The following is a 12,304-nucleotide window of genomic DNA, read 5'->3' as shown; positions in this document are numbered from 1 at the left end:
TGCCATGACGGGAAGCCGACCGTCGGTCTGGATCCAGGACCTGACGTGGGAAGAAGTGGATTCCTACCTCCAGCACGATCGAATCGCGATCGTGCCGGTGGGCAGCACCGAGCAACACGGGCCTGCCGGTGTGCTCGGCGTCGACACCTATGTCGCGATCACGCTGGCAGAGGACGTGGCCGAGCGCACGGGCGTGCTCGTGGCGCCCCCGATCTGGTACGGCGACTCGTCGCACCACGGTGGCTTCCCCGGCACGATCACCATCCGCCCGGACACACTCACCCTGCTCATCCGGGACGTGGCCCGCAGCCTGGCGCGCCACGGGTTCGATCGGATCATCCTGCTCAACGGGCACAAGGGCTCGAACCTTCCCGCTCTGAACAGCGCGGTGCGTGTGCTGCACGACGAGGAGCTGCCGCAGGTGCTCTTCGCCGTGGCCGATCCCCTGCATCTGGCCCGCTCCAGCGCGCCCACGATCAAGGAGACCAACGAGCACCACGCCGGTGAGCTCGAGCTCTCCCACGTGCACTACCGCTTCCCCGGCAAGATCCGCACCGATCGCCTCACCGATGCCTCCGTGGACTTCGACGAGGTGTTCGGCGGGTTCGTGGGCAACGATCTGTTCGGTCCCGCCCCGGACGGCGTGGAGATCATCTGGTCGGGCGAGGAGCAGCGCGCCTTCACCCCGACCGGGAGCTTCAGCTCGTCCCTCGGACTCTCCGAGGAGAAGGGCAAGCGCTACCACGACCACATCGTGACCAGGCTCGCCGAGCTGGTGGAGTGGCTGCGGAGCTACCACGGACCGATCGGGAAGCCGTCGGACGGCTGATCCCATGGCCATCAGGAAGACCGGTGACGCGGCGCTCGCCGAGCTGCTGCAGGTCGAGGCCATCACCACCGACTGCTATCGGCAGGTGCGCGACCAGCTGCGCGAGGTGGTCATCAGGCTGGGCGCGAACGGCACGCTCCGGCTGCCGTCCGAGGCGGAGCTCTCGGCCGCGCTCGGCGTGAGCCGGGCCACCCTGCGCTCGGCCCTGCAGGCGTTGCAGCAGGAAGGACGCATCCGCCGGCTGCACGGGCGCGGCACGTTCATCAACCGGTACGCGCTCGGCGTCGGCGCCAACCTCGCCGAGGCCGGCCCGTTCGTCGACCTGCTCGGCCGCGCCGGGTACGAGCCGTCGATGCGGGTCGTGGGCCAGCGGGTCGTCGAGCTGGATCAGGACGACGCGACGGCGCTGTGCCTCGACGCCGGGGCGCAGGCGGTGCGGATCGAGCGGGTGTTCGACGCGAACGGCGAGCCCGCGGTGCACAGCGTCGACCTCGTGCCTGCCCACCTGCTGGGCGACGAGCCGGATCACCTGGACGCCCGCCGGTCGACCTTCGAGTTCGTCGAGGCCCACGCCGGGCCGCCGGTCTGCTACTCGGTGGCCGAGGTACGACCCGTGCTCCCCTCCCCCGCGCTGGCGGAGACCTTGCGGGTCCCCGCGACCCATCCGCTGCTGCGGCTGCGGCACATCCACATCCGTGCCGACGAGCAGCCCGTCGCCGTCACCGTGGCGCACGTCAACGACGAGTACCTCCGGTTCTCGGTGATCCGTACCTATCTCGACGATTGAGGAACTACCCCATGACGCGCGTTCCCCTGACGCTCGCCTGCGGCGACTACGACCGGGTGTGGCCGCTGGCCGACGGCCGCGTCCGGCCGGAGGGCATCGACCTCAACCTCGTGAGGCTCGAACCCGAGGAGTGTTTCTCGCGGATGCTCACGAACGCCGAGTTCGACGCCTCCGAGATGTCGCTGTCCAGCTACGCCATCGCCCACGCGAACGGGGACGACCGCTTCGTCGGGGTGCCGGTGTTCCTCTCGCGCAGCTTCCGGCATTCCACGCTGTACGTGCGCAAGGACTCCGACATCACCGACGCCCGTGACCTCGCGGGGAAACGCATCGGGGTGCCCGAGTACCAGCTGACCGCCGCGGTGTGGGCCAGGGCGTTGCTGCGCCACGACTTCGACGTGGACACCTCCGGCATCGTCTGGTGTACGGGCGGGCTGGAGCAGCCGGGACGCGTGGAGCCCCGGACGCCGCAACTGCCCGAGTGGGTGCGCATCGAGCGCGTCGAGCAGCCGCTCTCGCAGGCGCTGGTCGACGGCTCGATCGACGCGCTGATGACGGCCCGTGTGCCAGCGGAGTTCCGCGTCGGTTCCCGGATGCGCCGGCTGTGGCCCGACTACGCCGCGCGCGAGGCGGAGTACTTCACCCGCACCGGGATCTTTCCGATCATGCACATGATGGTGGTGCGGGCCGACGTGCACCGCGCCCATCCGTGGGTGGTGCGCAGTGTGTACAAGGCGTTCAGCGAGGCCAAACGCATCGCGGTCGAGCAGGCGGCGGACCGCCCGGCCCTGCGCTACACGATTCCCTTCCTCCTCGACGCGCTGGAACGCCAGGCCGAGATCCTGGGCCATGACCCGTGGTCCTACGGCTACGCCGCGAACCGGGAGACGCTCGACACCTTCGCCGGCTACCTGGCCGAGCAGGGCCTGGTGTCCGAGCCGCCGGCCATGGCCGAGCTGTTCGCACCCTCCGCACTCGCCGACTCCCGGATCTGACGTGACCGAACAGCTCCTCGCCGAGCCCAAGGCCGGGCTCGACCGCCGCGCATGGGGCGTGCTCGCGCTGACCATGGTGTTCTGGGTGGCCGACGGCTACGACACGTTCGTCCTGCTGATCACGGCCCGGCCCACGCTCACCGAGCTGCTGCCGGTCGAGCAGCTGCACAACCTTCCCACCTACCAGGGCTACCTGGTGGCCATCACGCTCGCCGGGTGGGCGACCGGCGGGATCATCGGCGGCATCGTCGGCGACCGGCTGGGCCGGCGGCGCACGATGATCATCGCGGTGGTCGTGTACAGCGTGTTCACCGCGCTGTCCGGCCTGGCGGGCAACTGGTGGATCTTCGGGATCGCGCGGTTCCTCACCGGCGTGGGCATCGGCGCCGAGTGGGGGGTCGGCACCTCCCTGCTTCAGGAGGTGTGGCCGCAACGATGGCGTGCCAAGGGCGCGGGCCTGCTGCAGGCGGGCTTCTCGGTCGGCGGGCTCCTGGTCTCGGCGCTCTGGGTGCTGATGGGCTCCACCTTGCAGCTGTCCTGGCGCTGGATGTACCTGTTCGGCATCCTGCCGCTGGTGCTCGTGCTGCTGGTGCGGCGGCGCATCCCGGAATCCGCGATGTGGGCCAGGCGCCGGTCGAGGACATCGATCGCCGATCTGCTCCAGCGCGGCGTGCGCCGCAACTTCCTCGGTGCGCTGGTGGTGTCCATCGCGATCACCGGCGGGTGGTGGGCGGTGAGCTCATACCTACCCAGCTTCGTGGGCGGACTCGTCCACGACCCGAGCCGCATCGCGTTCTTCACCGGCTGGGCAGCCGCGCTCTACAACGCAGGCGAGATCGTCGGTTGCATCGCGTTCGGCTTCCTCGCGGAGTCCTGGGGACGCAAGGCCTCCATCCAGCTGTACTTCGTCGGATGCCTGGTGATCGTGCCGGTCGTGTTCCTCGCCGTCCACGACGCGGTGGCCGCGACCTGGCTCCAGCTGGCGGCGGGCTTCCTCACCGGCGGCGTCTACAGCTGGTACACGGTGCACACACCCGAGCTCTTCTCCACACGGCATCGCGCCACGGCGATCAGCGTGGTGTTCAGCGGCTCGCGCTACATCGCGATGGCGGGCGCGGTGCTCACCGGCAGCCTCGCCACCGCACTGGGCGGGTTCGGCCGGGCCGCGGCCATCTTCGCCCCGATCTACCTGGTCGGCATCCTCGCGGTGCTGTTCCTGCCCGAGACCAAGGGCGAGCCGCTCCCCGAGTGACCCCGCTCGCCCATCACGACGAACCGGCACGACGAATGACGAGGAGAACGATGGCCGTAGAGGTGGACATCCGCGTACCCGTTGGCCGCCCGCTACCCGAGCTGATGGACTTCATCCGCTCCTGCGAGGACGCGGGCTTCCATGGTGTCGGCATCCACGACCACCACCATTCGGGCCGCGACGTGTACGCCGCGCTCACCCTGGCCGCCGCGGCCACCGAGCGCCTCACGCTCTACCCGGCCACCACCAACACGGTCACGCGGCACCCGCTCGTGCTCGCCGCGATCGCCAACTCGCTGGTGGAGATCGCGCCCGGACGGATCATGCTCACCCTCGCGCCCGGCTTCCTGTCGGTCGAGAAGGCGGGCAAACCGCAGGCCCGGCGCCGGCAGCTGGGCGAGGTGGTGACCGCTCTGCGGCTGTTGCTCTCGGGGCACCCTGCGCTGGTGGAGGGCCAGGAGCTGCGGATGAACAACGTGGCGGCACCCGCCCCGAAGATCTTCATCCTGGCCGCTGGCCCGAAGATGCTGGAGCTCGCGGGCGAGGTGGCCGACGGCGTCGTGATGCTGGTCGGGCTGCACCCCGACGGGATCGAGGCGGCTCGGCAGCACGTCCGCGCGGGGGCGGCGCGCGCCGGTCGCTCGGCCGGTGAGGTGGAGGAGATCTTCATCGTTCCCACGGCGGTCGAGGATTTCGAGACGGCGCGGGAGTGGCCGCGGCGCTGGTTCCGCCCCGGCCAGCCGTTCCTCGACTACCCGAGCGTCGCCAACCTGAGGTGGCTGCACGCCGCCGGGATCGACATCCCCGCCGACCACCGGCCCGAGGACCTCTCCCCGGAGCTCGCGGCGCGGGTGTGCGACGCCTTCGGGCTGTTCGGGCCGCCGGAGTACTGCGCCGACCGACTCCTGCGCGCCCACGAGGAGTCCGGGGTGCAGCGGGTGTTCTTCTTCCCGTCCCACACCGCGGAGACCGGATACGACCTGCCGGCGGCCGACGTCACGGCCTTCGGGACGATCATCGGCCCGCGTCTGGCGGCGGCGGAGCGCGTGGCGACCGGGGCGTGATGCGCATCTACCGGACTCGTGTTCATCGGCAATATCCCTCGATCGGGTAACCCACATCGAGTAACGATCCGGCTGCGGCGTCGGAAAGATCAGGTGCACCCCCAACGCTCCCCGCCTGGAGGCCACCCCTCATGACCCCGCGCGTCACCACCGAGAACCCCACGGGAATCGACACGTTCGACCACACGGCCGTCGTCCATCTCCCGGAGTACGCGGAGGCGAGCAAGGCGCTCGACGCGCTGAGCCAGGCGTCCCGCCGCGCGGGCGACGAACTCGAGCAGTCGCGGTGGCTCGAGGTCGTCTGCGAGATGAGCGCCGCCCTCCCCTTCGCCGACGCGTGCGTCGAGTGCTCAGGCCCCGTCCCGATTCCCGCGCCGTACGCGGCCGTGGTCTCGGGCGGCAGGCTCGACGCCCACTACCGGTGCCCGAGCTGCGGTTTCACATGGTCGCGCGCTCACGAGCTGAAACTCCCCGAGTTCGCCGAGTAGGACTGCGCGCCCCGCTCAGGCCGTTGCGGGCCGAGCGGGGCCGGCTTGCATGCGTGTACCGGTGTCCGTGTCTCTGTCGATGTCGATGCGTTGCCGGGCGGGGGCCAGCAGCACGACGGAGAGAGTGATCATCGCGCCACAAGCTCCGATGAACACGAAGACCGGCACGTACCCGAGCGACAGGTAGATCTGCCCCACCACCAGGGGACCCACTGCGTTGAGCACGCGGCCGACGCCGTAGCAGAAGCCGGTGCCGGTGGCGCGGACGCCGCTCGGGAACAACCGCGGGGTGTAGGAGTACATGAGCGCGACCAGCGTCTGGTTCAGCGCCGAGACGAGAAGGCCGAAGACGACGATCGCCACGGGCTCGAACGTCAGCCCGTAGGCGAGCCCGCAGGCGGCGAACGCCAGGCCGAACACGGCAACCGGCCCGCGCAGGCCGAACCGGTCGGCAACCGGCCAGGCCAGAAGCGCGCCGGGCACCGCTCCGAGCGTGGTGAGGGCCGAGTAGCCGACGCTGGCGGTGACGGTGAACCCGTGTTCGTGCAGCAGGGTCGGGGCGAAGGAGGCGAACCCGTAATAGCTGGTGGTGAGGAACGTCCACACCAGCATCAGCATGATCGTTCGCCGTGCCAGCGCGCCCTGGAACAGAATCCGCACGCTCGTCCGGCCGGTCGCCTCTGGCGGCGCAGGCTCCACGATGACCGGGGGCAGCGTGTGCTTGCGCGCCACCTCGACCTCGATGCCGTCGACCACCCGCTCGGCATCTCCGGTGCGGCCACGCGCGAGCAACCACAGCGGCGACTCCGGAAGCGTGCGGATCAGCAGGAGCGGCAGCAGCCCGAGCCCTCCGAAGATGAAGACCAGTCGCCACGCCTCGGGGCTGGTTCCGATCACTGCGCGCGCGAAAAACGACATCGCGGGGATGCCCAGCAGTCCCATGGCCAGTGTGATCGACTGCAGTCGTCCGCGCTGGGTGGCCGGTGCGAGCTCGACCAGGTAGGTGATGGCGGTGATCGTCATCGCGCCCAGCCCGATGCCGGTCGCGATCCTGGCCACGAACAGGCTGGCGGCGTCGAACGCCCCGGCGTTCAGCAGCGAGAAGACGGAGAACCACGCCACCGAGGCCTGGAGCGACCGGCGGCGGCCGAACCGCTCGGCCACGCGGCCCCCGATGGCGGCACCGAGGAACATCCCGAGGAACCCGGCCGACGTGATCACCGAGACTTCTCTGACGCTGATGCCGAGCGAGGTGCGCAGAGCGGGAGCGGCGAAGGCGAACGTGTTGATGTCGGCCAGCTCGAAGGCGAAACACAGAGCCAGGACGCCGGCCACCCGGCGCTGATAAGAGGACCAGGGAATGCGGTCGAGCCTCGCGGTGACGGTCATCGTGACACCTCGCAGAGGGACAGCGCGGTCAGCACCGCGCCGATCAGTCGGTTGTGGTCCGGTGTGTGATCGAGCCCGGTCCGGGCGATCACCAGGTCCTGCTCCGGCAGGACGAAGACCGCCTGGCCGAAGCTGCCGAGCGCGTAGAACGTGCGGCGCGGTGGCGGCGAGATGCGCGTCGCGGTTGAGCCACACCGAGGCGCCGTAGGGGTGGCACATGGCAGCAGGCCCCTCCGTGCGGCCGGCGCCGGAGGCCTCCGACTCGGTGAGCATCGTGTCGACCCAGGCGCCGGGCAGCACCTGCTCCCCGGCCGGCCGCCCCCGTGCCAGCAGCAGCGCGCCCATCCGGGCCAGGTCGCCCGGCGTGGTGTACCAGGCACCGCAGAGCAGCGGCACACCCTCGGCGTCGGTCTCCAGCACCGAGTGCCACAGCCCCAGCGCGGGAAGAACCGTGGCGCTGAGGAAGCCGTGGACGTCCGGGCCGAGGATCTCGCGCAACGTGAGCGACACCGCGAGATGGTCGATGTTCTTGTAGGAGAACGTCTTGCCCGGGGAGGTCACGCTGCGCGCCGCTCCCACCATCTGGGCAACAGAGACCGGCCGGAAGTACGGGGCGAAGTACTCGTCGGCGTCGGTCAGCATGTCGTCCGAACCGTCCTCGGAGCACGTGACCGACAGGCCGCTCTTCAGGCCGATCAGGTCGAGGACGCTGATGTCCGCCCGCACGTCGCCGTCGCCGTGCCAGGCGGGGATCGGGACGGGGGCGGCCTCGGGGTCGAGCAGTCCCAACTGGACCAGCCGCCCGACGATCAGAGCTGTCAAGGTCGTGGCCGTCTCCCAGCCCCGGGTGGGGACCGCGGGGCCGAATCCCGGCGCGAAGTCCTGGGCGACGAGCACGCCACGGTGGACCACGGCGACACCGCGACCGCCGGAGGTCGCGAGGTGGGTACGCACCGCATCGTGCAGCGGTGCGTACCCCGCAACGGCTCGGAAGCCGTCCCCCCGGGGCCACTCCCTCGCGTCGAGCTCGCGGGCTCGAAGCGGGCGTCCGGAGACATCCGGCCGGCCGGACGCGACCAACGCCGCGCCCCTGTCACCGGACGCGACCGCACGCTGCCTGCTCCCGTCGGACAACGCGCCGACCACGATGCCCGGGCCGACGGCGAACGCGATCTCATCGGGATCGAGGACGCCGCCGGCCAATCTGGTGCACAGCATTCCCAGGTCGTGCTCGACGACGTCGGGCCCGCGACGTCCGGACACGAACAGTGCGGAACACAGCTCCTTGGTACTGAGGCCGAGCGCGTTACGGCGCCGCTCGGCGACCTCACCGACGCTGCGGGTCACGCCGTCGTCCCTTCATCAGGTAGCGGACCTCGTCGTCCTGCAGGGCTCGCTCAGCCCATGGCGAGCCAACCCTCGCCCAGGCGCGCGGGCCGCGCCTTCTCCGTGTCCTGCTCCTCCGCTCCGGAGAAGGTGGACATCAACGCGAACAGGCCCCGTCGGCCTTCGAGAGGCTGGGCCGCGGAGGTGAACCCGTTGCGGCTCAGCAGCGCGGCCTCCACCGCGTTGGCCGCGGCCTTGCCGATCTGCACGGGTCCGGTGTCCGTCTCGGCGGCGGCGGCGAGGCCCGTCGCCTGCGTCGCACAGATGCCGACCAGGTGGTGCAGGTGGCCGACCTCCAGGCCGAGTGCCCGACCGGCTGCTGCGGCCGCGCCGATGGCTCCGGCCGTGGCCTGCACACTCCAGCCCGACTCGTTGTGCGCGTCACCGAGATCGGCACGGATGCGGTCGGCCACCACCTCACCGATGGCGATCGCCTCCGCGGCGGCGGCATCGTCGGCGGCCAGCGCGTTCGCGGCGGCGCACACCGCGACCCATGCCGGTCTGTCGGGGACCGCCGCCGCGGCCGCACCGTCGATCCACGCGGCCCAGAGCAGACTGCTCGGGCGCACCGCGACCTGCTTCAGCGCGCGCACAGAGGCCGTGTCGGATCCGCGGCGAGCTGCCTGCCGGAAGCGGCCGAGCTCAGCAACGGCGCGGTCGAGGGCCGCGGGCGGCGGCGCGGTCTCCCGGACGAAGTCCACGACCTCGGTGGTGGTGATCATTGGTGTGTCTCCCCCTCATTGGTTCTTCTCCCCCTCGCAGATCCCGCCCGGGCGGATCGCGGCGATCACCGCGTCGAACCCCACCGCCCCGGCGAGGGCATCGACGGCAGAAGCGACACGTCGCGCCGCCCCCGTGCCGAGAACCGGCTCTACCAGCCGGTCGACCTTCTCGAAGAGCTCCTCGTCGGTCAGCGGCCGATCGAGGCTCCCGCGGGCGTGCGGAACGTGGACGCAGATCGGGTCACGGCCGGCCCGGTTCACCCGGATCGTCGCCTCGTCTCGCGCGCAGTCCTCGCTGGGTCGCAGCGTGATCAGCTCCCGCAGCCGCTCCACGTCGGGCGCAACCGCACGGTCGTCGCCGAACTGCACCAGCCCGACCTCCCCGTCCAGCAGGCCGACCGCCCCGGCGTGGTACGCGCTGAAGCGCGCCTGCAACCCGTCACGTGGCTGTCGTCTGCCCATCAACTCCGGCACCAGCGGGTGGCACATCAGCTCCACCGCGGTGATCGCCGCCGGGTCGTCGAGCTGGGCGGACGCGGCCCGGGCGGCATCGATCGCCGGGTGCGCCACGATGCCGCACGGATAGGGCTTGAAGGCGTTGTACTCGAGCTCCCAGTCCCGCTCCCAGCTGCCGCCGAGCGCCGCGTTGTCGACGACGTCCGCGAACACCGTGAGCACTCCCCCGTCACCCAGCGGGTCGGCGACGCCGGTCATCCCGGCGGCGGCCAGCCGCGCGGCCAGCACACCGTTGACAGCCGCCTTGCCCGGGTGGAACGGCTTGGTCATCGAGCCGAAGCCCTCGCGGTGCCCGAGCACCATCGTCGAGACGATGGCGAGCGCCTGTTCCAGCTGCTCTGCCGAGAGCCCCAGCAGCAGCGACGCGGACACGGCCGCGCCGAACACCCCGCACGTGCCGGTGATGTGCCAGCCCCGGTCGTAGTGGTTCGGGGACACGGCGTTCCCGATGCGCAGCTGCGACTCGCAGCCCAGCGCGAACGCGCTGAGGTAGCGCTCCCCGTCCACGTCGAGCTCGGGAGCCAGCGCGAGCAGCGTCCCGAGTACGGCGGCACCGGGGTGGATCACCGTGGCGAGGTGGGTGTCGTCGAAGTCGTCGAGGTGAGCCGCTGTGCCCGCGAGCAGGGCGCCCCAGTACGCGTCCACGGTGTCGTCGCGCCCGGCGACGATGACGTTGTTCTCGGCACCGCTGTCCTGCTCCCGCGCCGTCGCCAGCAGCACGTCCACAGCGGCCGTCCTGGCTGCGCCGATGGCGGTGCCGAGCACGTTGAACAGGCTGCGTCGCGCGGCCCGGGCGACCTGCGGCGGCAGCGGCGTGGCACCTGCGGCCACCAGCCGCGTGCAGAACTCGGACGTCGTGGAGCCGACGGACACGGCGGGGAGCATGGGAGCGACGCTAGAAACGCGAAGGCGAGGGAACAACGCCATCCCCGGCCGGAACCGTTGCACTCGACGCAATGATCGACTCGGCCGGCGCTCACCCTGCGCAGCCACGAGCCGAGACGCGCTCCCGGCCCCGTCTCCGTGCGATGCGGGCGAGGGCCTGGACGGTGGGGTGCTGCCCGATCGCCCGCTGGTAGGCGAGGAAGATCGTGCGCCCGGCCCAGTCCGGATCGTGGATCCGGATCCGGGCGACCCGCGGATGCCGATGGTCGTTCATCCCCTCGGGCACCACCGACACACCGATCCCGGCGCCCACCATCGCCTCCACGACGAACAGATCGCTGACCTCGATCGCGAACCGGGGCACGAACCCGGCGCGCGCACACGCGTTGATCATGTGGGTCCGGCTGCTGGCTCCGAGCTCCATCGAGATGAACGGCCGACCCGCCACCTCGCGCAACGACACCTGGTCACGCTCCGCCAGTGGGTCGCCGACCGGGACCGCGAGGAGCACGTACTCGGTGAAGAGCGGCTCCACCACGAGGTCGGCCTCGGTCGGCGAGACCGAGGTGAACGCGACGTCGCACTCGCCCCGCAGCAACGTGGACACCACCTCGTTGGCAGAGCTCTGCCGGCAGTGGAACCGCAGCCCTGCCTGCTGTTGCAGCAGCTCGGCGAGTACAGCGGGTACGAAGCCGAGCCCCAGTGAGTAGGTGTGCGCGATCCGGAGGAGCCGTTGCGGGCGTCCGGCCTCGGCCCGGGTGGTGTCCACGGCGTCCAGGCGGGCCCGCAGCACGGCCTGCGCCTCGCGCACGAGCACGCGCCCCGCGTCGAGCATCCGGACCTGGCGGCCCGCCTGCTCGACGAGCGCGATGCCGAGCTTGCGCTCCAGGGCGCGAACTCCACGTTGGACGGTCGCCACACTGACGCCCAGGTCAGCGGCAGTGCGCCCGAAGTGTTCGCGCTCGGCGAAGCTCACGAACATCTCGAGATCCGCAAAAGTGATCTCGCTGGAGGCCGGCTCGTCCATGAACCGAAGTATCCGGGCCGCAGCAGCGTCTTGACGCATTCCCATATGGGTATATGATTCCCTCATGGCACGAGCACCGACGACATCGGACGCGTTCAACGCAGTGGCCGAACCTCGGCGACGGCAGATCCTCGACGTCCTCGCCGGCGGCGAGCGTTCCGTGAACGAACTCGTCGCGCTGCTCGGCCTGGCACAACCGCTCGTGTCCAAGCACCTGCGCGTACTGCGTGAGGTGGGACTCGTCAGCGTCCGCGACGAGGGACGGCAGCGGATGTACCGGCTCGACGGCCGCCCCCTCAAAACCATTCACGACTGGGTGCAGAACTACGAGCAGTGGTGGTCGCAGCGTTTCGATCGGCTCGATGTCGTACTCGACGATCTCAAGAGACTGGAGAATGAGGACAATGGCGACGATGAACAGCGGAACGAGCAGCCGTAGCGCCGTGGTGACGCTTCCGACGGACACACAGATCCTGATCACCCGGCAATTCGATGCACCCCGGCATCTGGTGTTCCGGGCGTACACCACGCCCGAACTGATCAAGCGCTGGTGGGGTGGGGACCGAGGCGAGGTCACGGTCGCCGAGGTCGACCTGCGGGTCGGCGGCGCCTGGCGCTTCGTCCTCGGAGCACACGGAGCCGAGTTCGGCTTCCACGGCGAGTACCGCGAGATCGTCCCGAACGAGCGCATCGTCGCCACCGAGGTCTACGAGGGCATGCCCGACGCAGAGGCCGTGAACACGGTCACGCTCACCGAGCAGGACGGGCGCTCCACCCTCACGGTCCTCGTGCAGCACCAGAACCAGGAGAACCGCGACGGCCACATCAACTCCGGCATGGAGGACGGGATGCAGGAGGCGTTGGACCACCTGGAGCAGGTGGCCGTCTCGCTCCGCTGAGCCGCACTCGACCGTGCGATCGGCACCTCGGTCCAGATCGTGGGCACCGGGGTGCCGCTCGCATG

General features: G+C 70.5%; 12 protein-coding genes. 8 read left to right on the top strand and 4 right to left on the bottom strand.

The features are described 5' to 3' along the window. The first annotated feature begins 4 nt into the window (after positions 1-4). From MMF94_RS01730 to MMF94_RS01705, 6 genes are all read left to right on the top strand, one after another. Positions 5-829 carry a creatininase family protein gene (locus MMF94_RS01730; RefSeq protein WP_241034587.1) on the top strand — a complete coding sequence of 275 codons (825 nt, stop codon included), beginning with the start codon at positions 5-7 and terminating at the stop codon, positions 827-829. A gap of 4 nt (positions 830-833) precedes the next feature. Then, positions 834-1,616, top strand: coding sequence for a GntR family transcriptional regulator (locus MMF94_RS01725; protein WP_241034586.1), 783 nt, complete (start codon positions 834-836; stop codon positions 1,614-1,616). A gap of 11 nt (positions 1,617-1,627) precedes the next feature. Continuing rightward, on the top strand, positions 1,628-2,611 hold the full coding sequence (locus tag MMF94_RS01720; RefSeq protein WP_241034585.1) for a substrate-binding domain-containing protein: 984 nt from the start codon (positions 1,628-1,630) through the stop codon (positions 2,609-2,611). Between the two features lies 1 nt (position 2,612). Further along, a complete protein-coding gene (locus MMF94_RS01715; protein WP_241034584.1) occupies positions 2,613-3,863 on the top strand; it encodes an MFS transporter in 1,251 nt (416 codons plus the stop codon). Positions 3,864-3,913: 50 nt separating this feature from the next. Continuing rightward, positions 3,914-4,927, top strand: coding sequence for an LLM class flavin-dependent oxidoreductase (locus MMF94_RS01710; RefSeq protein WP_241034583.1), 1,014 nt, complete (start codon positions 3,914-3,916; stop codon positions 4,925-4,927). Between the two features lie 131 nt (positions 4,928-5,058). Then, the gene (locus MMF94_RS01705; protein ID WP_241034582.1) at positions 5,059-5,415 is read left to right on the top strand and encodes a hypothetical protein; all 357 of its coding nucleotides are present in this window, start codon (positions 5,059-5,061) and stop codon (positions 5,413-5,415) included. Between the two features lie 15 nt (positions 5,416-5,430). Here the strand turns inward: MMF94_RS01705 and MMF94_RS01700 are convergent, their stop codons facing one another. The 4 genes from MMF94_RS01700 to MMF94_RS01685 form a co-directional block, all read right to left on the bottom strand. After that, the gene (locus MMF94_RS01700) at positions 5,431-8,151 is read right to left on the bottom strand and encodes an MFS transporter (protein WP_241034581.1); all 2,721 of its coding nucleotides are present in this window, start codon (positions 8,149-8,151) and stop codon (positions 5,431-5,433) included. Between the two features lie 50 nt (positions 8,152-8,201). After that, entirely contained in the window at positions 8,202-8,912 is a 711-nt protein-coding gene (locus MMF94_RS01695) for an MmgE/PrpD family protein (RefSeq protein ID WP_241034580.1), read from the bottom strand. Positions 8,913-8,927: 15 nt separating this feature from the next. Further along, on the bottom strand, positions 8,928-10,313 hold the full coding sequence (locus tag MMF94_RS01690; protein WP_241034579.1) for an MmgE/PrpD family protein: 1,386 nt from the start codon (positions 10,311-10,313) through the stop codon (positions 8,928-8,930). Positions 10,314-10,404: 91 nt separating this feature from the next. Further along, the gene (locus tag MMF94_RS01685; RefSeq protein ID WP_241034578.1) at positions 10,405-11,340 is read right to left on the bottom strand and encodes a LysR substrate-binding domain-containing protein; all 936 of its coding nucleotides are present in this window, start codon (positions 11,338-11,340) and stop codon (positions 10,405-10,407) included. A gap of 64 nt (positions 11,341-11,404) precedes the next feature. Here MMF94_RS01685 and MMF94_RS01680 point away from each other — a divergent pair, with 64 nt between their 5' ends. After that, positions 11,405-11,779: an ArsR/SmtB family transcription factor gene (locus tag MMF94_RS01680; RefSeq protein WP_241034577.1), complete on the top strand. Its 375-nt coding sequence runs from the start codon at positions 11,405-11,407 to the stop codon at positions 11,777-11,779. Next, complete coding sequence (locus MMF94_RS01675; RefSeq protein WP_343962067.1) at positions 11,754-12,239, top strand: SRPBCC family protein; 486 nt, start codon at positions 11,754-11,756, stop codon at positions 12,237-12,239. The genes MMF94_RS01680 and MMF94_RS01675 overlap by 26 nt, the downstream gene beginning before the upstream one ends. Positions 12,240-12,304: the final 65 nt, after the last annotated feature.

The organism is Pseudonocardia alaniniphila (genome assembly GCF_022524485.1).
In the GTDB taxonomy this organism is placed as follows: domain Bacteria; phylum Actinomycetota; class Actinomycetes; order Mycobacteriales; family Pseudonocardiaceae; genus Pseudonocardia; species Pseudonocardia alaniniphila.
The sequence above is the reverse complement of the archived record's forward strand: the minus strand, read 5'-3'. Positions and strand labels throughout refer to the sequence as shown.

What these genes read in the sequence shown, in the direction of transcription:
- MMF94_RS01705 (WP_241034582.1), top strand. Translation starts at nt 5,059, where the DNA reads ATGACCCCGCGCGTCACCACCGAGAACCCCACGGGAATCGACACGTTC.
- MMF94_RS01675 (WP_343962067.1), top strand. Translation starts at nt 11,754, where the DNA reads ATGAACAGCGGAACGAGCAGCCGTAGCGCCGTGGTGACGCTTCCGACG.
- MMF94_RS01720 (WP_241034585.1), top strand. Translation starts at nt 1,628, where the DNA reads ATGACGCGCGTTCCCCTGACGCTCGCCTGCGGCGACTACGACCGGGTG.
- MMF94_RS01690 (WP_241034579.1), bottom strand. Translation starts at nt 10,313, where the DNA reads ATGCTCCCCGCCGTGTCCGTCGGCTCCACGACGTCCGAGTTCTGCACG.
- MMF94_RS01680 (WP_241034577.1), top strand. Translation starts at nt 11,405, where the DNA reads ATGGCACGAGCACCGACGACATCGGACGCGTTCAACGCAGTGGCCGAA.
- MMF94_RS01695 (WP_241034580.1), bottom strand. Translation starts at nt 8,912, where the DNA reads ATGATCACCACCACCGAGGTCGTGGACTTCGTCCGGGAGACCGCGCCG.
- MMF94_RS01730 (WP_241034587.1), top strand. Translation starts at nt 5, where the DNA reads ATGACGGGAAGCCGACCGTCGGTCTGGATCCAGGACCTGACGTGGGAA.
- MMF94_RS01725 (WP_241034586.1), top strand. Translation starts at nt 834, where the DNA reads ATGGCCATCAGGAAGACCGGTGACGCGGCGCTCGCCGAGCTGCTGCAG.
- MMF94_RS01710 (WP_241034583.1), top strand. Translation starts at nt 3,914, where the DNA reads ATGGCCGTAGAGGTGGACATCCGCGTACCCGTTGGCCGCCCGCTACCC.
- MMF94_RS01685 (WP_241034578.1), bottom strand. Translation starts at nt 11,340, where the DNA reads ATGGACGAGCCGGCCTCCAGCGAGATCACTTTTGCGGATCTCGAGATG.